Here is a 24,413-nt window from a genome sequence, read left to right on the forward strand (position 1 = left end):
GCAAGGTATTTTCCTGCAGGGCATTATTCATACACAGGTTCTGCCAGGGGTACGGGCGGGTTTGCCAGGGTGATACGACACCTGGGCGTGGCAGCCGGCAACAATTCTACCCGACACTGGCATATTGATTACCTGTTACCCCATACCAGGCCAAAAGGGCTGGTGCTTAGCTGCGGAGATAGTGACATTGAATGTGACATCTCAAAAGCTATCGGGCATATAACGCGGACAGTGAATGGTTTCGGATGTTCCGACTGCAGATGCATTGCTCATCTGCATTTTGAAAAAGATTTTGAAAAGCTGTTCAATATAGTGACAGATGCACATAAAATAATAAATACCATTCACAAAGTTTATTCCTTTTAACAATAATACCTATTGTGGTTACTATGAATAACATTTTGCGCAGAGGTCGACTCAACAAAGATGACCCAATCGTGCTCAGTTATCTTTCCTCCATGGATACAGACAGGCACATATTCACGGCTGACCTGCTGGTAGACACGGCACATGTAATAATGCTGGCAGAGACTGGGATTATATCCAGGGATGAATGCACTCGTATCCTTAAAGGACTGGAAAGCATCAAGGAAGAAGGTTTCGATAAACTTGACACTTCCTATGAAGATATCCATATTTCCATTGAAGCAAAGCTTATCGAAATGGTTGGCGAGGAAACAGGTGGGCGTATGCATTCAGCACGCTCGCGTAATGATGAGGTCGCTACATGTATCCGACTGGTCCTGAGAAATGAACTGCTTACCCTGTTGCACAATCTCATATCCTTCCGGAAAACAATTCTGGAAATTGCACTTGAGAACAGGGAAACCCTGATACCTGGTTTCACACACCTGCAACATGCCCAGCCCACCACTCTTGCCCACCACCTGCTCGCTCATCATGATGCCCTGGCCAGGGACTGCCAGAGAGTTATCGGGGCATACATTCGTACGAACATGTCCCCCCTTGGCTCGGCGGCTTTCGCATCAACCGGATTTGATATCGACCGTGAACGTACCCGCGAACTTCTCGGATTCCACGGCCTGGTCGAGAACTCAATGGATGCAGTAAGCACACGTGACTTTATCGTGGAATCAATTTCAGTCTTTGCTAATATCATGACCAACCTGAGCCGGTTGGCCGAGGAGATGATATTGTGGAGCAGTGAGGAATTCGGGTTTGTGGAACTGGATGACAGTTATGCATCCACGTCTTCAATAATGCCCCAGAAAAAGAACCCGGATACTGCCGAGCTGATGAGGGCAAAGACCGGAACTGTGGACGGATGCCTGATGTCTGTTCTCGCCATCACCAAAGCCCTGCCCATGAGTTATAACAGGGATCTGCAGGAAGTTACCACCCACCTGTGGCGGGCCGCCGCTGTCACCCTTGGTACCGTAAATATTGCATCTGGTATAATAAGTACCATGAAGATGAACAAAGATACACTATCAGCGTCTGCAAACACTGGTTTTTCCACTGCTACAGAACTGGCCGATACCATTGTCAGGACCACAGGGCTTCCGTTTCGGACCGCACACCAGATAGTGGGAACCATGGCAAAAGGCACCATACACACGCTGGAAGAGCTCGACAGGCTCAGTATGAAGATCATTGGCAAGAAACTGTCAGATGAAGGAATGGATGCCAAACTCTTTGAAGGGGCTCTTGATATAAAAGAGAATGTGAATCGACGGTCAGCAGTAGGCGGGCCTGCACCCCATGAAGTGAGCCGGATGATCAATGACAGGACTTATGTCCTTATGCAGGAAATTGACACGCTTATGGAGCATGTAAATGTTGTACAGGATGGTATGAAGCGGCTCGATGATGTGAAGCAGTCATACATGTGGAGATAGAACATGGTAATCGTTGAAGGTGACATTGTTTCAGCCAGGTGCGATGGCAATACTTACGAGGGGGTGCTGATGCCTTCTACTACCGGCAAAACGGTCGTGAAACTGAAAAACGGATATAATATCGGTCTTGAACCCGAAAATGTTACGCTGGAACTTATCGATAAGAAAAGTGAACTGAAAGGTCCGAAGATAGGACTGCCTGCCCCGGACCCTAAACTACCCAATATATCTATCCTTTCAACTGGCGGCACGATAGCGAGTAAGGTGGATTACCGCACAGGGGCCGTGACCAGCCAGTTCTCGGCAGAAGATATCCTGCTGGCCATCCCCGAACTTACCGAGATTGCCAATTACCATGCAAGGGTATGTTACAGTATCTTATCTGAGAACATGCGGCCCGAATACTGGGTGAAGCTTGCTGAGGAAGTGTACAATGAAATAAAAGCCGGTGCAGATGGTGTTATCATCACTCATGGCACTGATACCATGATGTACACGGCTGCAGCCATTGCTTTTATGGTCAAGACACCCGTACCCATAGTGTTCGTAGGCAGCCAGCGCAGTGCTGACCGTCCCAGCAGCGATAATGCCATGAACGCTATATGTGCGGCAAAAGTGGCGGTAAGTGATATTTCCGAGGTCACGGTGGTGATGCACGGGAGCACATCAGATGATTTCTGCCATATCCACAGGGGTGCAAAGGTCAGGAAGATGCATACCAGCAGGCGGGATGCGTTCAAGTCCATCAATGCAAGACCTGTGGGCAGGGTGGAATATCCTTCAGGAGAGATAGATACGTACCTGGACTATAAGCGGCGTGGCGAGCAGGAACTGTCTATCAATACCAATATCGAACCCAGGTGTACTCTTGTTAAATATACCACCGGCGCAAGTCCGGAGATGTTATTGTTCGCATCTGCCAACTACAAGGGCATAGTGCTGGAAGGTACGGGACTTGGGCATGTATCTACTGAATGGGTGCCGTATATTGAAAGAGCCACGCAGGCAGGAGTACCTGTGATTGTGACCAGCCAGTGTATCGATGGCAGGGTGTGCGACCGGGTGTATGATACCGGGCGGGACATCCTGAGGGCCGGTGCAATGGAGGGGGAGGATATGCTGCCGGAGGTGGCACTGGTGAAGTTGATGTGGGCGCTGGGGCAGACCGGTGATATTGATGAGGTCAAAAAGCTCATGTCTACTGATATGGCAGGTGAAATGACCAGGAGTTCCCGGACCTGGGGCGTTCATTCATAATACTTTTTGGAATTGGAGGGTTACCATGAACGACGAAACTAAAACACCAAAATTTATATTCAACTGCACAGAATGCGGGAAATGTTGCGAAAGGGACGTAATAATTTATATCGATGACATAAGGGACTGGATAGAACACGGATTGATGTATACAGTACTGCCTGTGCTGTCTATTGTGGGGGAATACGGGTCGGTCGCTATGCAGCTTGACAAGCAGACCCAGGATGAAAGGATTATCTGCGCCCTGTATGATCTTGAGAATAACTCCTGTACCCTGGAGGATAACAGGCCACTCTCCTGCCGCTCGTTCCCGCTGGGATATAATGGCAAGAATTACATTGTGGTGGATATGGACTGTCCGGGCCTGGGCCAGGGTAGTATGACCGCTGAACAACTGGCCCGTATGCGTGAGATTGCAAAATCGGATTATGAGAGCAAGCACCGGACCCAGGCAGTATTGCCAATGCTCCAGGCATTGTTCATCAAGCAGTTTTCCATGGAATCCCAGAAGGCTATGGAAAAATTGTCTCCTGAAAAGAGGGCTGAGCTTGAAAAGTTATTGAAGGAATAACAAGAAAGCATCATTCGGTCGGATGAACTGTTCTTGTGCGATCCGACCGTTCATACTGAAAGTAACTCCGCACGTCTTCGACAGGTATTGCTGAGGTTTGAAGATACATTAATAGTAACTGTGTGTGGACATAACATCAACAAACTTCCTTGCTATTATGTCCCAGGTACCTGCTCCTCTTGCCAGGGTGAAATCTCAGGCACAGGAACAAAAACAAATAATTTTTATAGATAACTGGTTCATGCGGTGTATTGTTTATGAAGACGTTAGACAGTGATGACAAAGGCATAGTAGAGCCAAACTCTGATGTGGTAGCAATGGTGCTAACAGTCATTGGTTTTATTATCTTTATCTCTCTTGTTGCCAATACCTATCATGTGTACCAGGAGAAGACGTATATTGCACAACATTATGACGATGCTGCCGGTCTGGCAGGGCTGCTCAGGAACGAGCCCCTGCTAACGGCACCAGGCAGGCCAGACCTGATAGATGCTGGCAGGGTTGAATCCCTGACACCTGGAGACATTGAATGGTTGAAGGGAAAGTACGGGACACACTATGGTTTTTCATTTAAGGTCGAAGTGCCGCCAATGTACCGTAAGGTGGTTGGAACGGCTGAAGAGCTGGGTGTATCGGCATCGGTGCCTGTGACCATCAGGTTGAACGAGGTCGATGAACTGCCCGGTACCTTGACGGTCAAAATATGGGAGAAATAACTATGGCTGATATAGTCCGTGATACCCGTGGTTTTTCCAGCTCAATTGACGCTTTACTGTTCCTGGTGCTGGTGTCGGTCAGTGCAGTACTGCTGGCTCCGGTCATGGTGGGCGGCACCCAATTGTCTGCGCTGCATGATTCGAATGTGGTAGAGCATAATTCACAGGTGCTGCTGTCACTGCAAAACGGCAGGGTGGATGATTTTTCCTATGCCGTGGGTGGTGCCCAGATGGACTACCTGGTGAACGAGACCCTTGGCCCCGGTGCTGTGGAATCAGGCATCTACCAGACTGGTAAGGAAATGGTGGCGGGACGGGAATTGAAGCACAAGACATTTGCCGACCTTGCCAGCGAATCAGTAGCCGCACAGTTCACGATATACCATGACGGCCGGAATGTCAGGCTGAACCTCCTGATGGATGAGTACAGGGCCAATATAAATGCACAGATGCAGGATTACCTTGACGGGCAGATAGGAGACCGGTATTATTACAATGTCTCTGTGGTATGGAGACCGTTTCAGAACGTGCCTGTTGGCGGTGAGACTCGTATTGGACCGCCGGTGCCAGATACAGCCTTTGTGGAGAGTTCATGGATCACCATGCCGTATCATACTGAATTTACCCGGTATCATGTAGAGGAGGTGATCGATGGTGAGCTTGAGGCCATTGGTCTTGACCTGGAGAAAGCCAGTGAGGTACCCAGAAAGAAGACAGAAGAGTTGATTGCCGGGCATATCAACAATGCAATAAACAGTACTGTGGACGAGGCAGTGGCAGTTATTGTGGATATGACCATCAAACAGACCGTTGAGAAAATACAGACCGCCATCAACCAGCAGGTGGATAATGCGGTGCCTGGGAATAATTCGGGCATCAGTGATATTATCCTTGATGAGATACTGGCTGAATTGAAACGTGACCCGGGATTTATTGAGAATACCAGCCTGGCGCTCAGCGAGCAGATAACGGTGTATCTGCAGGATGTGGTAAGGGAGGAAGTGCACGGGGTTGTTGCGGATGAGGTGAATGCGCTGGCTTCTGATATCACTGACCAGTATGTGAGCAATGCTGCCACCATTGAGGAAGCTAAGAATGAGGTGCTGGACTATGTGTTCTCGAGGATCAATCTGAGCAGGGCAAGGATGACGCTGGCGATGTGGGATAAGAATAGTTCATAAATACGTACCTGGATGACGAAATAAGGGACCATGGATAAAAATTAAAGTGGAAGAGCTGACCGATTTACGTCATTACATTCATGACGGTTCACGGGAAGGATTGCTCAAACAAAAGGGTGGGTATACGTTTAACAAATACCATCTAATCATATAGGGAAAGTTTTTTTAATATTACATCAGGTAATGATACGATAATGAAGCACGTTCCACTTTTAATTATAACATTCATACTGATCATTTCAGCAATTGGACCCGCTGTATCAGAACCCGTTGTCAATATCACATCGCTCTTCTCTGATGAACATTCCATGGATGTGACCCTGCGCTCGGGCAGTGAACCCGTCCAGGGACAGGTGGTATTCAAGCTAATGCACAAAGCCGATGTCCTTGAAACTCGAACACTGGATTTTGAGATGGATGCCAAAACCGAGACCACGAAGATAATCATGTGGGAGACCCGGCCACAGTTCGAGACCTATGTTGCCATAGCCAGTGTATATGTGAACGGGGAACCCGTAGCACAGAACTCGTATCCCTTTTCGTATGGATTTGTTGTGCTGCCACGATTCCAGGTGGTAGACCTGAGCGCGGACAGTAGCGGACTTGACCTGCTGGTAAAACCCAGGAGTGTGAACAACCCTGGAGTAGCTGATTTCAAATTCCAATTGGTCAAGGATGGAGACATCATTTATTCACAGACGAAGAATAACATTCCCATCATACAATCCACGCAGGTGTCTCTCAACTGGCCCATCCTGCTGGATGACCATACCGATTACATGGTGCGCGTTAAAGCATATTCCCATATCCCGAACATCACATCCTCCTACGTGACCCGCTTCACTTCCCGACAGGAGGTTGAAATTGACAAGAATGATGTGGAGGTTGACGATTTTGGCGCCAGTGTGACCCTTTTTGGGCGCTCACAGGTACCCTTTGACGGTACCGTGGAAGTGCAGCTCCAGAACAATAGGGGCAACCCCCTTGTTTTCACAGGCAGTCCTGAAATACTGACCCTGAACAGGGATGATACCGTGGGAATCCTCTGGGATGGCATAGCTCCGGGCACGTATCACGTGTACATCCTGGTTAAAACACTGGACCTGGAAATACTGGACCGCTATGAGACCGTGCTTTTAATACCTGAACCTATTAACCCAATAAACCAGCCTACTGCAACACAGACGCCAGGTTATGGGGTGTTGATGGGGATACTGGGTATCATTACAATGGCCGCAGCGATGAGAAAGAAGTAAGGGGTGGGATTTGTGTTCGACATTATCCTGAGAAATTTATCCCAGCGCAAGGTCAGGACAGGACTGACCGTGTTCGGGATAGCCCTGGGCATATTTGCAGTTATTGTTATGGGCTCGATGTCCGAGAACTTCAACCAGACCTTCGAAACCTCATTTTCACTGACCGCAGATAAAATCCGTGTGTTCGGTTCAAGCGGTGTGTTCGGCGGGAGTGTAACTACCGGCAAAGCGGCAGATGTCAGGAAAGTACCCGGAGTAAAGGATGCTTACGGACTGTTAATGGCACCGCTGGAAGAAGGGGGGGCAATGAGTTTCGGTGGTAACCAGATAGTGGGATTGCCGCCTGAAAAATCCCAGACCGTACTGGACCCTGTCAGGGTTAAGGAAGGGAGGTTCCTTATGAGGGGGGACCGGTACGAAACGGTGATTGGCACCAGTATTGCGACCCAGTACAAAATTGGCGTGGGAGACCGTCTCGAGATACGGGACAAGTACTTCACCGTGGTCGGCGTGCTGGAATATACGGGTAGTTTTTTTGATTCCTCTGCAGCCGTTCCTCTTGACATTGCCCAGGATGTTTATGATATGGGTGACATGGTCTCCATGATATTTGCCATTCCCGAGGACGGGGTTGACGGTGACGTGCTGGCCAGGCGTATCAAGCTCAGCGTGGAAGGAGTGGATACGCTCTCGCCCACTGAACTGGAAAAAGAAGCGAGGCAGAGCCTGATGATATTCTCTGTTATTACGGTCAGCGCTGCGGTCCTGGCCGCGATTATCGGCGGCCTGAGCGTCATGAACACCATGCTAATGTCGGTGATGGAGCGGACCAAGGAGTTTGGCATATTAAAGGCAATGGGAGCCGAGGAGGGTGATATCCTGATGATGACGGTTGGGGAAGCTGCCATAATGGGTCTGTTGGGGGGGCTGCTGGGACTGGCCTGTGGATGGGGTGTCGTGTATGCCATGAACATGTGGCTGGCCGGGAAAGGGATCGTTTTGTTCCTTATCACACCCAGGCTCGTGATCATTGCCATGCTGTTCGCTATATTGCTGGGTACTCTCTCGGGCATCTACCCGGCCCTGCGGGCTTCCCGCATGAGTCCTATGGAGGCCCTGCGGTATGAATAGTGCTAAACCAGACATTATTTTGAAGACCCGCGGCCTGAAAGAGACTTACATGCAGGGTAAGGTGCCGGTACATGCATTGCAGGGTGTGGACCTGGAAGTGAAACGAGGTGAATTGATAAGTATCGTGGGCCCCTCAGGTTCCGGGAAATCTACCCTGCTGTCGATCATCGGCATGCTGGAGACCCCTACCGAAGGCGAGGTGTTCATTGACGGCGTGGAGGTGACCGGGGTCAAGACGAAGGAGATACCAAGGCTGCGCCGCGAAAAGATAGGGTTCGTGTTCCAGCACTTCAACCTGCTGCCCGCACTGACCGCACTGGGTAATGTGGAGATAGCCATGAGGTTTGCCAGGGTACCCAGGAAAGAGCGGATACGGCGGGCCACTGAGGTGCTGACCGAAATGGGATTGGGTGAACGTTTGAACCATAAACCATCCGAATTGAGCGGGGGGGAGCAGCAGAGGGTGAGCATCGCCAGGGCACTGGCCAACAAGCCTTCAATTATTCTGGCTGATGAGCCTACCGGGGAAGTGGATACCAGGACGAGGGACCTTATAGTGGGTATCTTGCGGCGGCTGTCTGATGGCGGGCAAACGGTGATCATAGTTACGCATGATATGTGGGTGGCTGAGCGGACAGACAGGGTTATCAGGCTGGTCGACGGGATGGTGGAGGGTTCATGACTTTGGATCATTTCGGTACTTCATGCTGTGAACACTGAAAAGCAATGATTTAAATATCATGATTGAAAGTGTAATATCTGTGAATGAAATGGCAGGACTTTGCATATCCGAAGATTCAACGGCTAAGGAACTTGAACCACTCGCCATCGCCATCTACGGCGTGGTCGGACTCCCCACCACCATGAGGAGTAAGAACCATAAAGGAGTACGGATAGAGAACAACAAGGTAGTAGATTATGATTATACCGGTCCGTATCTCGAAGAAGCTCTGAGCACGGGTAACATATTCCATGGATTTGCCACCCGTGGACCATATAAGGGCATGCCTGTTATTGTATCACCGATCAAGAACCGTGAGGGTGAGACAATCGCTGTTCTGGGGACCGTTAACCTGTCAGGTTACATCGATCTGAAACGGTTCTGAAACTAATCATTGATCTGGGACATCATTCATCGTTCCAAACCAATTTTTAATTTACCTTATCCTAATTTACCTTATCCTAATTTACCTTATCCTAATTTACCTTATCCTAATTTACCTTATCCTAATTTACCTTATCCTGCACCAGTTGCCCTAACTGTTCCATCAGGCTGTCCACAATCTTCATTTCGCGCCCGTAATTCTCAAGGTCGCCCGCTTCAAGATATTTCCTGGCAGTCTCATAATGCACCAGTGTCTCCCCCAGGAGCTGGTTCAGGTCTTTATCCTCAGCACCAGGCATACCCGGCTGGGGTGCAGCGGTCGAGACATTCGCACCCATTAACTGTGCAAGCGCAGCTTCAAGTGAATCTTCCATTACCACCCTGTTCTCATAGACCACCAGTATCTTCTTGAGTTCAGGGATACTGGATGCCGATTCTGCTGAGATGTACAGGGGTTCGATATACAGGATAGAATCCTCGATAGGAATTACCAGCAGGTTACCCCGTATCACATTCGAACCACCCGTGCTCCACAGGGTCAGGTCCTTCGAGATATCCTCGTCCTGGTCTATCAACGCCTCTATCTGGGCCGGACCGTATATCAGCTTGTCCTTGGAGAACTCGTACAATATCTTCTGGCCATAGTTGGGAGGGTCCTGGTTCACTGCCATCCAGGATATCATATTGTCCTTGTTACTGGGGGTGAAGGGCAGCATCATGTAAAAATCAGTTGAGCCGTCCAGTTCCAGTAATACATTATAGGGCTCCACCTGTATCTGTAAACTGCCATATTTCTCCTTTGCGAACTGCCACCGGTCTTCACGGTTGTAGAACACCTCAGGGACTTTCATGTGATAATCAGTGTATATCTTTGACTGTATCATGAACAGGTCTGGAGAATACCTCATATGGGACCTGATATCGGCAGGCATCTGATCCATGGGTTTGAACACACCCGGGAATATCTTTGAATATGTGCTAAGCACCGGGTCATCTTCCATCACATAATAGGTGATTGTACCATTATAGGCATCTATCACGGCCTTGGTGGAATCCTGTATATAGTTCACCCTGGTGTTTCCAATTTGCAGCGGTTCAGAATAAGGGTATCTGTCAGTGGTCGTGAACCCATTGATTATCCAGTAGATATGGCCGTCATCACCCAGCACTGCATAGGCATCCCGGTCAAGGAACAGATAGGGTGTGATATGCTCTGCGCGCTCCATTACATTCCTGTTGATGTGTAATTTGCTCTTGTCGCCTATATCAGGTGACATCAATATCTTCAGATCACTCAGGGCAAGGGTAGTTATGAGCTTGTTCAGGCCACCCATGCCGATACCTCCGGTGCCGGTATAGGTTGTTAACATATTCGTGTTCCCGCTGGGGTAGTCGAACTCTTCCCTGCCGGTACCTGTGATAATATATGAATCGGTCTTCTCACCGTAATATATCCTGGGCTGCTCGATAGTAAGGGCGGGCAGGGAACTGACAGGAGGGATATTCTCGATATACATCTCGGGCATCCCCTGGTCCACTACTTTGTTCACCGGAGACATCACCAATCCGATACCGTGGGTGTAGAGCACGTGTTTGTTAAGCCAGGTATCGGCCTTCCCCTGCAACTGGTCATAAAATATCTCGCGGGGGGAGAGCCATACCTGTGTGGCAGTGCCGTTAATAATGTACCGGTCAACATCCACGTCATTGAACCCGTAATACGTGCGTATTGCCTGTTTCTGGTTATATATAGTCATCAACGGGCGGTAATCCCAGACCCGGGCATTGGTTATTGACGGGTGCGTTAATATATCCAATGACAGGTTGTAGGTCAGGGGGTATTGCCGTGTTTCCACATCACCAAGTTCATAAGCGTTATTGGTTGATTGTATGTTATTCATTATGTACGGTCTTTCCAGTTCCTGTTCATTTGGTAACACCTTCAGGTCCTGTATCAGCGAGGCAGTAACACCCCCGAGCACGGTTATCAATACTAGTACAGCTACCATACCAGCCAGGAGTTTGGGGGTGGATGGCAGGGAAGGCCCACCTGACCAGCCCGAAAGCAGTATGGCAACAGCTGTGAACAGGAATACCAGGGCTACAATAACAGGGATATACTGTTTGATGGTCACATCGATGTAACCAGCGCCGTACACCACACCGGTCTCACTGTACAGGATATTGTACCGTCCGAGATATGTCTTTACAGAGAACGTGATAAGAAAAGCTGCAAGCAGTATGCTCATGTCTGCGGGCAGTTTCATCAACAGCTTCCAGTTGAAAGTGGCATATAACCCGGCCATAAGTAAAAGTCCCAGAAACAGTACCGCTGAGGCGTAGTTCAGCAGGGTATGGTAGAATGGCAGGGAAAAAACGTAAAATGCAATATCATTGTTGAATATGGGGTCTGCCTGTCCGAACGGTGTCCGGTTCAGGTACATCAGTATCTTAAGCCAGGACCCTGATATTGCCAGTGCCTGCATCCCCGAGAAGAGGATGATAAACAGTATGGCCGGCAGCCGGATAGTTGTTAAAGCTGCAGCTACATTCTTCTTTGGTGTTACGTCTATGTATTCCTTCTCGATACCTGCGAAGAACTGTGTCTCCCATAATGACGTAACTGGCCTGCCCGCTTTCAGAATAGTGGCACTGCCAGAACGGTATACCAGGTACAATATGCTGCCGGTCAGCAGGAATGTTACTCCGAACAACAACAGTGCGGCCCTGTACTTTACCAGGAAGACATCCGCATAACCCAGTGAGTCGTACCATAGATAATCCAGTGCCAGTCCGCCTATGGACGGCAAGAAGAAAATTGTGAGAAATAATAATACCAGAATTAATTCAAGCCTGTTCTTTACTGCCATATTGATTTACCCCCGTTGGGAATTACTATATCAGGTACGACAGTACTTAATGATATCCTGTATCCGGATATGTTATTGGAGTTCTCTCATGGAACGTTTCATACTTCATGTTGATATGGACAGTTTTTACGCTTCGGTCGAGCAGCGTGAACATCCTTCGTATAAAGGACAACCTGTGGTGGTGGGGTCAGACCCTCAAGGCGGCCATGGCAGGGGTGTGGTAAGTACCTGTTCCTATGAAGCCCGCGCGTTCGGGATACATTCGGGTATGCCCATATCCCGTGCATTTAAACTGTGCCCTGATGCCGTGTTCGTGCCCGTGGACATGGCATTGTACAAGGAAGTGTCACACAGTATTATGGAACTGTTGCGCTCATGTGCGGACCGGTTCCAGCAGGTCAGTGTGGATGAAGCATATCTTGATATCAGTGAGAGCGCCTGCACTATGCAGGAGGCCGTGAACATTGCAGGCATCATCAAGACAATGATAAAGGAACAGAAAGGTCTGACCTGTTCTATTGGTATCGCTCCAAACAAGACTGCAGCAAAGATCGCTTCTGACCTGGATAAACCCGATGGCCTGACTATTGTCGAACCGGACAGGGTAGCCGAATTCCTTGAACCATTGGAGGTGCGCAGACTTCCGGGTATCGGCAGTAAGAACGATGAGATACTGGCGGGAATGGATATCAGGACCATCGGGCAACTGGCCAGATGTGAACCGGACTTGCTGGTACGCATTTTCGGGAAATGGGGTGCCAGGATGCACCAGCTGGCGCAAGGCATTGATGAGAGCGAGGTTGCTGAAGGGGCCGGGTCAAAGTCAGTGAGCAAAGAGCATACCTTCCAGGTGGATACTTCGGATGCAGAGGAATTATATGCTTCACTGGACAGCATTGCCGAACGGGTACACAGGGCTTTGATACGACAAGGTTTTTCGTTCAGGACTGTTAGTGTGAAAATACGGCAGGAGGATTTTACCACCTTTACCAGGGCACGGACACTGGATATCTATACTCGTGACCCTGACATTATAAAACAGGAGTCACGGGAACTCTCTTGTGAATTCTTTGATGGCAGAAAGATACGGCTGCTTGGAATAAAACTATCGAACCTGAGTACCAGTAGCATGATCCAGACCACGCTGGACCAATTCCAATCCGGTTGAGCCACTTTTCCAACACTGAACAGGATTAAGCAGAAACTACAATCCCGTTTTCAAAGCGGTTCGGTTTGATAGCTACTGGTACTGAATTGCATATGTGGCATTTCGTGTTAATATAACTGAAAGTTATATTGTACTTATAGCCACATATCTTACAGGTGTACATCATTTTCCTATTACCCAATTATGATATTACCATGAACCTATATATATCTATTCCACATTATAATAATGGTGTAGATAATAATGAGTTGTATAATAATGAGGGGATTTCTGTAAAAAAAGGGTGTTTTTATAATGAGGGGGTTTCCAGCACGGTTCCAGAATCCGGGTTTTGTATCATGTATAAAAATAAAAACCGGATGGTACCCTACCACCCGCGGGACTGAAGTATTTCATGTTCGGGTATACTGCTAAAACTGATACCTTTCATCTGCTTGCCAAGACCTTTTGATATCTCGGCCAGCACATCAGGTTTATCAAAATTATTTACGGCCTCGACAATCGCTGATGCCATAATGGGTGGCTGCTCGGCCTTGAAGATACCACTGCCAACGAATATCCCGTCAGCACCAAGTTTCATCATAAGTGCAGCATCTGCGGGCGTGGCTATCCCTCCTGCTGCAAAGTTCACCACAGGCAAGCGCTGCATTCCGGCAGTCTCCAGTACCAGGTCTATAGGAGCTTCAATCTCCCGTGCCACCCGCTCCATCTCCTGCAGATCAAGCCCTTTGAGCTTCCCCACCTGCTCGTTTATCTGGCGCATATGACGCACGGCTTCGGCAACGTCGCCGGTGCCTGCCTCGCCCTTGGTACGTATCATTGCCGCACCTTCGTGTATCCTGCGTAGTGCTTCTCCAAGGTCCCTGGCACCGCACACGAAAGGAATGGTAAAGTTGCGTTTATCAATATGGTATTTAACATCCGCTGGTGTCAGTACCTCTGACTCATCTATCATATCAGCACCCAGCGATTCAAGGATCTCGGCTTCCACAAAATGACCGATACGCGCTTTGGCCATCACGGGAATAGTGACAGCATCAATGATCTCAGCAATTATCTGCGGGTCAGCCATCCGGGCCACACCACCGGTCTTTCGTATATCTGAGGGGACCATATGAAGTGCCATCACGGCAACAGCCCCTGCATCTTCTGCAATATGGGCTTCTTCGGGCGTGGTTACATCCATGATGACCCCACCTTTTTGCATTTTAGCAAAGCCACGCTTTAATAATTCTGTGCCATGTCGTAATTTTTCAAGTTCCATTTGTATCAACCTGCAATCTTAATAGCATTCATGCTTATTATCTTTATTTCTCTCCTGATGGGAAAATGTACCATACTTCGTTACCAATAAAAATACTTCGCATTTGACCCAGAATTACCAGAAATCGGGATTTCTGACAAACAGAATCCTATCCTATCCTCTCCTATCCTCTCCTCTCCTCTCCTCTCCTCTCCTCTCCTCTCCTCTCCTCTCCTATCCTCTCCTATCCTATCCTATTCCTATTTCTATTTCTATTTCTATTCCTATTTCTATTCCTATTTCTATTCCTATATGAATTTCCACACGGATTCCAAGTTATTTTCCAGAAGACCATGCTTCTTATGAAATACGGGTAATACAATGCCTGGTTTTAAGAATATTGGTATGAACAATAATTGCCTCATTATCATGGAATTGTGGTAAATGTTTCGAATTTATCCATTTATTGAAAATATAGCGAAATTTATATATTATATCACATCGAATTGTTGACGTAAGATATGGACGAACTGGACTATTCTATTCTAAAATTTCTTTCTATGGACGGGCGGGTGCATAGTACACATCTCGCAAAAGAATTGAATGTAGCAACGTCAACCATCCATAAGCGCATAAAGAATCTTGAATCGGAAGGGGTGATTGAAAAATTTACCTTTATACCAGACCCATCTAAAATAGACCTTAACCTCACCACATTTATTGGAATTAATATTGATTCAAGCCGCAGGATCAACATAATCAACAAACTGAAAGATGTAGACGATATCCTTGAGATACATGAACTGCTTGAACCCTATGACCTGTTCCTGAAGGTCAGGACCTTTGATATCAATTCTCTTAAAAATAACGTGTTGCATGTCATAAATGAAATTGATGGAGTACTGGAGTCCAGTACTCTGATAACAACAAAACGACATAAAGAAGAATCATGTAATATCCTCACAAAGGGGGAAGTAATGGTATGATATTTGGCCTCGAAATAGTCCTGATCCTTACAGCCATCGTATATCTTCTCGGTGGAGTATTCATATTATTTGTATACGAAACGTACGAAAAAACCAAACAAACCAACCTGTTAATTCTTACCATCGGATTATTTATTCTGATATTTGGCAGTAATTTTGATGTGCTCGCCGGACTGTTATTGCCCGGTATGACACATGAATTCGCACGCACTATCGCTTTAATTATTGAAATCCCTGGAATATTGATTATGCTGTATTCAGTATTGAAATAAGAAGTTAATGAGAAATATCAAATGTCCATAATTACGACCGACCGCCGGGATAGATTTGCAAGATCATGGAAACTTGTAGGCATTCCATCCAAGTCAAAGTGGAAAGGCAGTCTCCTGAACAACAGGATACTATCAAGAGCCATGTCCAGATTGGTGGACCGGTTTCAGTCCCAGACTCTTCCAGTACTCGAAGATACCTGTTATGAAATGGGAAAGGAAGATTGCAGGCAATTACAGGATACGTTGAACGTTAAAGATATGAGTGCAGCGTCGTGTCTCGAACCTATGGAAATGATTTGCCTGCTCAACGGTATCGATTCCGAGATAATAATAAAAAATAAAAACAATGCATCCATGAAAATGAACGCCTGTCCTTTCAGTGAAGTACTGGTAGGTGTCGTGCCAAATATGGTAGTCTGTAAGAACTATGTCCGGGGAACGATACAATCTATCAACAAGAATGCTACGCTCAGTCAACCAGAAATGAAGTGCAAGGAAGGTGGGGTGTGCGAATTTTTGGTCAACATTTAAGCCCGGCTTTTACTCTCTATGGCTCTTGATGTTCAGAGAACGGCTTCATGTTCAGTGCACCGCTTCGCACATCAACTGCAGGACCTCTTTCGAATTCCTGCATCTCAACTGCACTCAGTACTGCCTGCCCGGTTGCCAGCAAGATATCATTTTCATCCACTACCAGAACTTCGTCACTCGCCCTGATATCAGGGCCTGCTTCAATGACATGCCTGGCAAAAGCAGTTTTTCCGTTCCGTACAAACGGCACTGCATCAGCCATCACTACAACCCTTGATGCAGGTGCCTTCAAAAAGCTGTGAAGCCTGGCACCTCCTTCCATGCTTAATGTCAGTACCCCGTCCCTGGCACGGACCGTTGCAATACGCTCTCCATGAAAGGTAATTTGCCGGACCCTTTTTGTCCTGGACAGCAGGAACTCTGACCCGTCAGGGAAGAGCGCCTTTCCTGCCCCGCGGCCAAACTGGAAATCTGCAATTATCCGTACCCGTTTTAAATGATCCGGCATGTGGTGTCTCCGTTATTACGATGCATCAGTATTCCAGGTCTTAACATTCCTTTTTGCATATGGCGATGATGTCGCTCAAAATGGCACTGGCCGTCTCTATAGAGCCTGCCCCCTTTCCTTTCACGCAGATGGGACCTGCCATATCGGTCCTGAGCAGTGCTACGTTGAGCGTACCGCTCACTGCCAGCGGGTGATTTTTCGGGACCAGTTTCGGTACAACCTTGATAATTGCGTCATCTCCGTCCCGTACCTCACCAATGAGTTTTATCAGCATTCCTTCAGCACCGGCCAGTGAAAGGGATTCGGGTGTAATCTTGGTTATACCGGTGACGTCAACATCATCATATGTTACATCCATTCCAAAAATGGCATTTGCCAGTATGACCAGTTTGCAGGCGGTATCAATACCCTCAACGTCATAGGAGGGGTCGGTTTCTGCAATTCCCAGTTCCTGGGCCTCACCCAACACCTGTTCATACGAGAGTCCCTCTTCGGTCATGCGGCTGAGTATATAGTTACAGGTACCATTCAGGATACCTTCTATGCTCATGACCCTGTTCCCTGCAAGTGCATCCTGGGCAAGGTTCACGATAGGCATTGCGCCGCCCACCGTGGCTTCGAACTTGAACTGGACACCCATTTTCCGGGCCTCCTCATACAGCATGGTATACTTGAGTGCAAGAGGACCTTTATTGGAGGTCACGACATGACGGCCATGCCTGAACGCCTCCAGCATGTAGGTAAGACCGGGTTCTCCGTCATCGATGTTAGTGGGTGTGGCATCCACCACAATATCATGGTCAATATCGTTAATCACATCAAGGGATGTGAGGTCTGATGTGGCAACCGAACCGGTCTCTTTTTTTCGCCTGATAGCAGCTTTCAGGTCCACACCATCCGGCCCGACACATGCCCCGCCCCTGTCAGAAATGCCTACCACTACCAGTTTTAGACCCATGTCGGCCAGGGAATCCGTTTTCTGAAAAATTGCCCTGGCTATGCCCTGCCCGACAGCTCCGAAACCGGTAATGGATAGTCTTACTGTTTTCATTCTGTCACCTGTAGGAATCCGTTTCAATGGGTTCTATTACCAGCAGGTCCTTTTCCCTGGCAACGCGTTTCAAAACATTTACAGCATCGGTAAGTTCTGCTTTCCCTGAAGCACTGATCACAAGAGACGCAGAGGATGGTTCATCGATACCGGGCATTGAGATAGATACATTCACCACTTCTGCGAATCCGGTACTGTCGATCTGGTTAATGGTATCGCCCATATCACTGTGGACAATATGCCCGATAAGTATCAGGGTCACCGACTCGAGCCGGTATTTTTTATCCACACTGACAACACGCATATCGTTTTGTTCCAGATTGTCAATAATATCATCTAACCTGCCACTGGTCAACTGGAATACGACCTGTACCGGAATGGCACCGCTGGGGGTTCGTTGTTCGTGGTGATGGATGACACTCATTATATTGGCACCGGACTCTGACACCGGTATCAGGGCCCGTACAAGCTGTCCGGGCACATCCTTCAACTCAAGGTCCATTGAAACGATCATGAAATGTATTCCTTTTTGCGATTATCTGGCTTGCAAGGTATCATCAAATTTCATACACATACACCTTTTTGTGTAATAAGGGTTTTGTGCAGGATTTTATGTGACGGGAGCGTTTTATGCAGGGTTCCTGAGCTTATGTTTTGCCCTGTTTCATATCATTGAAGAAATTCATCAGCGAGTATTTCACTTTATCGGGGTCAACATCAATGATCTCGTGTTGCTCATCTGCCGGGAAGTGGTTGAACACTGAATACTTTTTCCAGCGGCGAAGAGATGCCGTTGTGTAGCGGCCGTCCAGCAATATACGGGCACCGTAGTCTGAGGGCGAACGGATGACACGGCCCATGGCCTGCCGTACCTTGCGTATCGTTGGTATCTGGATAGCATAGTCCCAGCCAAGCCCGGGATATTCGTGTTCATAGGCTGATTCAATGGCACGCATCCTGTCGTGTAATGCCGGGTATCCGATACCTATGATGACCACGGTCCTGCCCCGGTCGTCCTTGTAGTCCACACCTTCGGTCAGTGTACCCCACAGGTAGGAGAATATCACGGCTTTTTTGCCGGACTCGCCTGTCCTGAAGAACTCGTCCCGTATCTCACCCGAGGATGTGCCAACCTCATCCAGGAAGACCGGCAGGTCGGTGGTGATGCGGTCACGGTACATCCTGGCTTCGTGGTAGCTCTGGAAGAACAGCAGCACATTCCCGTCACTGTGCAGGATGATATCATCCAGGATCTGGGTGAGCTTTTCTATGGTGGCGGGCTCATCCCTGCTTTTGGCAAACAGGGGAGGGATATTGATGGCTATGGTCAGCCTGTTCTCTTCAGGGAACGTGATGCCGAACGAGAGCTCCTCGACCGGGCGCCCGATATCCAGGGTTGCCCTCGCCATGGGGAATGGCTTTAAGGTCGCTGACATGAGCACGGACGAGTACACGGACTGGAACAGGGGAGCAGTAATACTGCGGGGGATACAGGCAACCAGTTCTATCCTGCTTTCCAGTTCGCCATCCCGCTTTCGTATGTTCAGTATCGGATAATAGAGCGGGTCAGATGAATGTTCCAGGTAGAATGTGACGAACTCTGCACTGCGCAGCAACTGTGAACGCTTCCGCCGGTTTGCGTTTCCGGATTTATACTGCTGTTTATTGAACTCATCCAGGTACCTGCCCAGTTCGGCTGCTTCGCCCAGCAGTTCGCCCAGGTCGGTGATACCGGCTTCCTCTGAGTGCTCCAGTACCAGCCGTAAAAAGTGGTCTTTCCTCTCTTTCGGGTCACATATGCTGACATCCTTCCACGTACCGGACAGGCGCTCCTTCTCACCGAACTGGAGTCTTGTCTCGGTGGCCTCTTTGAGGTGTTTCAATAGCAGGTTGAACAGTATCTCCATATCCCTGACCCGGTAGGAATCGCTCATTGCCATGCCTTCGTTGGCAGTCAGTTCTTCACCGGCGTGCTGCAGGCTGTATTCGGGCAGGATGAGTGATGAGTGGCTCCTGGCTGCGGATTCCAGGTTGTGGGCCTCATCAAATATCAGGATCACATCCTCCATCCCCCGGTCCATCCAGCCGAGCAGGTTGGCAAAGATATCCGGGTTCAGGATATGGTGGAAGTTACATATCAGCAACCGGGCACCGGATACCTGGCGCTTGACCAGTTCATACCCGCACATGCCCCGCTCATGCGCCCATTCGTTCACTTCCTCGGGCGTGCGCACGTCCTCGTGGTACCAGGAGGTGAAATCGTCACCGGGCCCGAGTGAAAATGCATCCAGTGTTAAAGGGGCCTGAGGCCTTTCATCCTGCATGACCACGTTGTAGAAATGGGTGCAGTGCCGCTCTTGCAGGTCCTTTATCTGCTTTGCCAGTTTTTCCCGACCTGCCAAAAGAGTCCTGGAAGTTTCAACGGCAGCATCATCGGGATGGTGCTTCAATTCCTGCTGCAAAACGGCGAGCTGTGCCCTGAGCTGTGATTGCTCTTTTTCCTTTCCAACGAGTTCAAGGGTATTTTCCCGAAGGACGTTGCAGGTCTCGTAATCTTCATCCCTGGGGCACATGTGCTTCTTCCCCTTGAGCACCACCACATGAATGTCATTGTGCTGCTTTATCTCCCTGGATTCATCAATGAACTGCTGCATCTGCTGGTGCACGTTTGTCGCTATGATGACGACTTTATCCAGTTGCTGTGCAACGTCTATGGAGGGGGAGAGTGCGCTGAGGGTCTTGCCGGTCCCGCATGCACCCTCGAACAGCACCACCTTGCCGGTGTGGAGGGCCTGGTGTATGGAATCCATTGCTGCCTGCTGGTTGGGGTAACATGAAGGTTTGGGGAAGAATTTCATGTATTCAGGGGTCATTATGGTAGGATTCAATTTCTTCTTTAAATATGGTTGGTAATAGCGGGGCGAAACTAATGGATTATTATGGGTCACCGGTTAAGAGTAATATTTAGCTGAACACGGATTGCACGGATGACACGGATGCGCACAGATAAAATACAGTTCTGTGAAAATCCGTCGAATCAGTGTCATCCGTGTTCTATTTAAACCAAATTGGGGTGGCATAAAAAGGCATTGCTATTTGGAATGTGATGCAGATTTAGCCAGTCAATCTCGATTATTAATTCTTTTCAATAATCCAGGTGCAATATGCTATTGAGATTTAATACAGATGAATCGTACTTATTAATCTTCCATTTCGCGCCTCAGGTCATCAAAGCTGGAATACGTCTCAAAAACGCCATCTTCCAATATTTTTTCCACGTTCTCTCTATATTCAGGACGTAACCTGTGAAGATCTGCGTTCGTATATACACTAATCTGCAAAACGAGACGATTCTCATATTCAACCCTTTTTAAGAGCAAAAAGATAAATAATTATAACAGTTTTATAGAAAATAAGAATTGGTCCTATGGCAAAAATTGAATCCCGTGATCAAGCACCAACAGAAACAAAATCTGGTGTACTTACCAGTGAAGAAAAAAGACACCTTGCAGATAGCATGCGGCATAATGACAAGCTTAAGAAACAATTAGCAAGAATGTAATGGGCGTACTTTTTCTCGTAACCATTTTTTAATTTTTTCAACTGAACATGTATACTCTGCAATTTTAACAAGTGCATGAAGAATCTCTTCATCATTTGCATGAATATGAATTCCATCCTGTCTTAGTAAAAGATCTGCCACCTGAAATCCTGTTCTTTTATTCCCATCCATAAAAGGGTGACTGTGATTATATTTTGCAACGCAAGGATGCTTTGAAAATGAGATTGTCGGATTACCCCTTAAATTCACCCCAAATCCATCCCCTTTTTCATGAATCTCATGATTTTTCAGAAAATAATCCGATTTTTTCATCAAAAAACCCATATTAACCCATTATTTCCCTCAATATTCTCGAATTTCCCTTATTTTCAACACTTTTTTAGATCGCATACGCTACCAATAACATTTGCAAGCCTCTTAACATTAACAACAATAGCAGTGATAATAAATTGGACATTCACCTTCTGCAGACCCCAATATCTTGCTCTTCCCATCCCATGAAATCTCTTCATCTCAGCATTCTTTGGTTCGATATGTGCTCTTTCTTTCATATCATCCTTAAAATCCTGGGTTTTATTGTATTCTTTCGCCTCCATCATCAAATCATGATGTTTCCCTATGGCGATAGTCCTTCTCTCCTGTTTTGCGCATTGATCTTTTAGCGAACACAGGCTACAGATTTCTTTCTTGAAATAGAATATTATCGTCCCTTCCTTTTCATTATAGTTTGAAATCATTGTTCTGTTCCCAGCGGGACATGTCACCCCAGTTTTATCCAGAATGAATTTATCCTGGGATAGAAGCCCGGTTGGATTGAACCATTTTTGTATCGGAGCAACGACTGTAATTCCTCTTTGTAACATCTGAAACCTATTTTCAGCACCTCTGTAGTGAGTATCTCCCCTCGTCTTTGATGGCTTAGAACGGTTTTCTGTCCTCTCATCTACAAGAGGCAAAAGTACATCTCCGTCATAGGTATTACCAGCAGTCCCGATGATGTTTGTCACAAATCCATCATCTGATTTCGTTATATTGCCCTTATATCCTGTGAAAGGTTTTGAATCCGATTTAGCTCCATGTCTTGCATCTTCATTTACAAGACTTACTAATTTGTCCTTTACATGCTCTTTCTTCTTCTGGACCGTACCATTTTTCTCTTCTATGTTCTCATTCAATATCTTATTCAATTGCTCTATTTTCTGTTTGACTGCTGGTGATTCCAGTTTATCTGCTTTGCCCCTTATTGCTCTTGTTTCTTCAACTACATCAACCAGTTTCTTTTTTTTCTCATTGGGTTTCAGAGTATGCAACATCTCTTTTTTGTCAGCGGTCTTTTTGCCTCCCAGTTCTAAATATATATTACTAACAGTTTAAAATATTACGAAAATATAAATAGTTTAACGTAAGAATATTTGTGACTCTTAAAATTTAATAATTGTTATAGAGGTGACAACATGAATGAGAGTAAAACTGAAACGGAAACTGAAGTGAAAAATGAAATCGAAAAAACAAGTAAACCTGCGAATAACGATAATGTAATGGCCGCTGTTGCCTATGTTTTGACATTTATTTCAGGTGCTGTGATTTTCCTGATAGAAAAAGACAAACCAGACAAGAGCAAATTCATAATGTTTCATGCAATGCAATCTATTGTTTTTGGTATTGCAATAATTATTATCTGGATTGTATTGTCAATTATTTCATTCTTGCCATTTATTGGGGCTTTAATCGCAATGTTAGCACAACTAGCCTTATTCATATTCTGGTTATTCCTGATTTACAAAGCCTATTCAGGTGAAGAATATCATATTCCTGTAATTAGCGAATATGCTGTAAAATATGCTGAACAATACGGTTGATTTGAACCGTATTTTTTTCTTTTTTTCCGATTTCCAGCCGATTTTATTTTTTATTGTTTCACACCAGCCAAAAAGCATAGTGAAAAGTATCACTGAAGGTCAAGAATCGCAATAACTGTGACACAATTGTATAATAATAAAATAATTCTAATACTTATGGGAGTAAATACAAACAATATTGGAAACCGTTAAATAGGTTTAATAGATGATTTTACATTATAAATACCGAGTGAGGAGGTATAAAATGTTCAACTTACAGAAAATACTGATTATAGCAATTACAATGGGAATAGTACTATTATCTGGCTGTACGTCCCCTACTGAAGAGAACGGAGAAACACCAGCTGTTGGTGAATTGAGGTTTGGATATCAACCCAGCACCCACCAGATCGCATACATGACCGCCGATACCAAGGGCTGGTGGCTTGAAGACCTGAAACCCTACGGCGTAACTTCCACCAAGGATTTCCAGTTCCCTACAGGTGCCCCTGAAATGCAGGCCATGCTTGCAGGCGAAATAGATGTAGCCTATGTTGGGGCCACCCCACCCCTATCTGCCATAGACCAGGGTCTTGGAGCAAAAATTGTTGCCGGGGCGCAGGTCCAGGGTTCAGACCTTGTACTGGCCACTGACCTGCCCTATGAATCACCACAGGACCTCAAGGGCCTGAAGATTGCTACATTCCCACCAGGGACCCTGCAGGATACAGTCCTTCGGAAATGGCTTATGGACAACGACATTGATCCAAAGGAAGATGTGACCATACTGGGTATGGGCGGTGGTGATGCAAAAACTGCACTGGCTTCCGGTAATGTGGACGCTGTATTCCTTCCCCACCCTAATCCAACAATAATCGAGTCTGAAGGTACTGGCAGGGTAGTTGTGCAGTCAGGTGAGATGTGGGAAAACCATGCCTGTTGCGTGGTACTGGTAAGCGATGAACTGATAAGGGACCATCCGGACCTGGTGGAACAGATAGTCAGGACGCATATCAGGGCTACCGAATACAATATAGTACATCCCGAAGAAGCCGCCCAGATATTCTCAGATGATATCGGTGTTTCATACGATATTGCAAACAAATCAATCCACGATTGGGATGGTAGCTGGGTAACTGACCCCAGTATTGAACTAAATACCACTCTTGAATATGCCAAAGTGCAGTACGACCTGGGATACACAGACAAACTGTTGACCCGGGATGACCTTTTTGACCTGAGTTTCTACAATACAATAATGGCTGAGATGGTTGAAGAGTAACACTCTTCATCCATTAGCTCTTTTTA

Annotated in this window: 25 protein-coding genes; 16 read left to right on the plus strand and 9 right to left on the minus strand. The window is 47.0% G+C overall.

Annotated features, from left to right (window positions below; all coding sequences use genetic code 11):
- From K0A89_04685 to K0A89_04730, 10 genes are all read left to right on the plus strand, one after another.
- Window positions 1-366: DUF123 domain-containing protein (locus K0A89_04685; GenBank protein ID MBW6517779.1), on the plus strand; the 366-nt coding region annotated here is incomplete at its 5' end.
- Between the two features lie 23 nt (window positions 367-389).
- Window positions 390-1,859 carry an argininosuccinate lyase gene (gene argH / locus K0A89_04690; GenBank protein MBW6517780.1) on the plus strand — a complete coding sequence of 490 codons (1,470 nt, stop codon included), beginning with the start codon at window positions 390-392 and terminating at the stop codon, window positions 1,857-1,859.
- Between the two features lie 3 nt (window positions 1,860-1,862).
- Window positions 1,863-3,116 carry a Glu-tRNA(Gln) amidotransferase subunit GatD gene (gene gatD, locus K0A89_04695; GenBank protein MBW6517781.1) on the plus strand — a complete coding sequence of 418 codons (1,254 nt, stop codon included), beginning with the start codon at window positions 1,863-1,865 and terminating at the stop codon, window positions 3,114-3,116.
- Window positions 3,117-3,141: 25 nt separating this feature from the next.
- A complete protein-coding gene (locus tag K0A89_04700; protein ID MBW6517782.1) occupies window positions 3,142-3,687 on the plus strand; it encodes a YkgJ family cysteine cluster protein in 546 nt (181 codons plus the stop codon).
- A 257-nt stretch (window positions 3,688-3,944) separates the two neighbouring features.
- Entirely contained in the window at window positions 3,945-4,403 is a 459-nt protein-coding gene (locus K0A89_04705) for a hypothetical protein (protein ID MBW6517783.1), read from the plus strand.
- 2 nt (window positions 4,404-4,405) lie between these two features.
- Complete coding sequence (locus K0A89_04710) at window positions 4,406-5,584, plus strand: hypothetical protein (GenBank protein ID MBW6517784.1); 1,179 nt, start codon at window positions 4,406-4,408, stop codon at window positions 5,582-5,584.
- Window positions 5,585-5,778: 194 nt separating this feature from the next.
- The gene (locus K0A89_04715; GenBank protein MBW6517785.1) at window positions 5,779-6,840 is read left to right on the plus strand and encodes a hypothetical protein; all 1,062 of its coding nucleotides are present in this window, start codon (window positions 5,779-5,781) and stop codon (window positions 6,838-6,840) included.
- Between the two features lie 12 nt (window positions 6,841-6,852).
- A complete protein-coding gene (locus tag K0A89_04720) occupies window positions 6,853-7,971 on the plus strand; it encodes an ABC transporter permease (GenBank protein ID MBW6517786.1) in 1,119 nt (372 codons plus the stop codon).
- Window positions 7,964-8,653 (plus strand): ABC transporter ATP-binding protein, encoded by a 690-nt coding sequence (locus tag K0A89_04725; GenBank protein ID MBW6517787.1) that lies wholly within the window; start codon window positions 7,964-7,966, stop codon window positions 8,651-8,653. Before K0A89_04720 ends, K0A89_04725 begins: the two co-directional genes overlap by 8 nt.
- Window positions 8,654-8,732: 79 nt before the next feature.
- A complete protein-coding gene (locus K0A89_04730; protein MBW6517788.1) occupies window positions 8,733-9,077 on the plus strand; it encodes a DUF2111 domain-containing protein in 345 nt (114 codons plus the stop codon).
- 121 nt (window positions 9,078-9,198) lie between these two features.
- Here the strand turns inward: K0A89_04730 and K0A89_04735 are convergent, their stop codons facing one another.
- Window positions 9,199-11,946, minus strand: coding sequence for a UPF0182 family protein (locus K0A89_04735; protein MBW6517789.1), 2,748 nt, complete (start codon window positions 11,944-11,946; stop codon window positions 9,199-9,201).
- Between the two features lie 88 nt (window positions 11,947-12,034).
- Between K0A89_04735 and dinB the strand changes: the two genes are divergently transcribed.
- Complete coding sequence (gene dinB, locus K0A89_04740; GenBank protein ID MBW6517790.1) at window positions 12,035-13,114, plus strand: DNA polymerase IV; 1,080 nt, start codon at window positions 12,035-12,037, stop codon at window positions 13,112-13,114.
- A 367-nt stretch (window positions 13,115-13,481) separates the two neighbouring features.
- Here dinB and pdxS read toward each other — a convergent pair whose 3' ends face one another.
- Window positions 13,482-14,378 carry a pyridoxal 5'-phosphate synthase lyase subunit PdxS gene (pdxS, locus tag K0A89_04745; protein ID MBW6517791.1) on the minus strand — a complete coding sequence of 299 codons (897 nt, stop codon included), beginning with the start codon at window positions 14,376-14,378 and terminating at the stop codon, window positions 13,482-13,484.
- A 500-nt stretch (window positions 14,379-14,878) separates the two neighbouring features.
- Here pdxS and K0A89_04750 point away from each other — a divergent pair, with 500 nt between their 5' ends.
- Genes K0A89_04750 through K0A89_04760 form a run of 3 tightly spaced genes read left to right on the plus strand, consistent with a single transcriptional unit; the run spans window position 14,879 to window position 16,146 of the window.
- On the plus strand, window positions 14,879-15,343 hold the full coding sequence (locus tag K0A89_04750) for an Lrp/AsnC family transcriptional regulator (protein ID MBW6517792.1): 465 nt from the start codon (window positions 14,879-14,881) through the stop codon (window positions 15,341-15,343).
- Complete coding sequence (locus tag K0A89_04755; protein ID MBW6517793.1) at window positions 15,340-15,615, plus strand: hypothetical protein; 276 nt, start codon at window positions 15,340-15,342, stop codon at window positions 15,613-15,615. Before K0A89_04750 ends, K0A89_04755 begins: the two co-directional genes overlap by 4 nt.
- 21 nt (window positions 15,616-15,636) lie before the next feature.
- A complete protein-coding gene (locus K0A89_04760; GenBank protein MBW6517794.1) occupies window positions 15,637-16,146 on the plus strand; it encodes a hypothetical protein in 510 nt (169 codons plus the stop codon).
- A gap of 16 nt (window positions 16,147-16,162) precedes the next feature.
- Here K0A89_04760 and K0A89_04765 read toward each other — a convergent pair whose 3' ends face one another.
- The 7 genes from K0A89_04765 to K0A89_04795 all read right to left on the minus strand — a co-directional run bounded on the left by K0A89_04765 (window position 16,163) and on the right by K0A89_04795 (window position 22,580).
- Window positions 16,163-16,654: a pseudouridine synthase gene (locus K0A89_04765; GenBank protein MBW6517795.1), complete on the minus strand. Its 492-nt coding sequence runs from the start codon at window positions 16,652-16,654 to the stop codon at window positions 16,163-16,165.
- Between the two features lie 40 nt (window positions 16,655-16,694).
- Window positions 16,695-17,705 (minus strand): homoserine dehydrogenase, encoded by a 1,011-nt coding sequence (locus K0A89_04770; GenBank protein ID MBW6517796.1) that lies wholly within the window; start codon window positions 17,703-17,705, stop codon window positions 16,695-16,697.
- A 4-nt stretch (window positions 17,706-17,709) separates the two neighbouring features.
- On the minus strand, window positions 17,710-18,219 hold the full coding sequence (locus K0A89_04775) for an amino acid-binding protein (GenBank protein MBW6517797.1): 510 nt from the start codon (window positions 18,217-18,219) through the stop codon (window positions 17,710-17,712).
- A gap of 133 nt (window positions 18,220-18,352) precedes the next feature.
- A complete protein-coding gene (locus tag K0A89_04780) occupies window positions 18,353-20,578 on the minus strand; it encodes an ATP-dependent DNA helicase (protein ID MBW6517798.1) in 2,226 nt (741 codons plus the stop codon).
- A gap of 327 nt (window positions 20,579-20,905) precedes the next feature.
- A complete protein-coding gene (locus K0A89_04785; GenBank protein ID MBW6517799.1) occupies window positions 20,906-21,046 on the minus strand; it encodes a hypothetical protein in 141 nt (46 codons plus the stop codon).
- Window positions 21,047-21,252: 206 nt separating this feature from the next.
- Window positions 21,253-21,579, minus strand: coding sequence for a type II toxin-antitoxin system death-on-curing family toxin (locus tag K0A89_04790; GenBank protein ID MBW6517800.1), 327 nt, complete (start codon window positions 21,577-21,579; stop codon window positions 21,253-21,255).
- A gap of 56 nt (window positions 21,580-21,635) precedes the next feature.
- The gene (locus K0A89_04795) at window positions 21,636-22,580 is read right to left on the minus strand and encodes a transposase (GenBank protein MBW6517801.1); all 945 of its coding nucleotides are present in this window, start codon (window positions 22,578-22,580) and stop codon (window positions 21,636-21,638) included.
- A 141-nt stretch (window positions 22,581-22,721) separates the two neighbouring features.
- Between K0A89_04795 and K0A89_04800 the strand changes: the two genes are divergently transcribed.
- Both K0A89_04800 and K0A89_04805 read left to right on the plus strand, forming a co-directional pair.
- Window positions 22,722-23,126 (plus strand): DUF4870 domain-containing protein, encoded by a 405-nt coding sequence (locus tag K0A89_04800; protein MBW6517802.1) that lies wholly within the window; start codon window positions 22,722-22,724, stop codon window positions 23,124-23,126.
- A gap of 244 nt (window positions 23,127-23,370) precedes the next feature.
- Window positions 23,371-24,387: an ABC transporter substrate-binding protein gene (locus K0A89_04805; protein ID MBW6517803.1), complete on the plus strand. Its 1,017-nt coding sequence runs from the start codon at window positions 23,371-23,373 to the stop codon at window positions 24,385-24,387.
- Window positions 24,388-24,413 lie beyond the last annotated feature (26 nt).

The sequence above is a fragment of the ANME-2 cluster archaeon genome (assembly GCA_019429385.1).
GTDB lineage: Archaea > Halobacteriota > Methanosarcinia > Methanosarcinales > Methanocomedenaceae > Methanocomedens_B.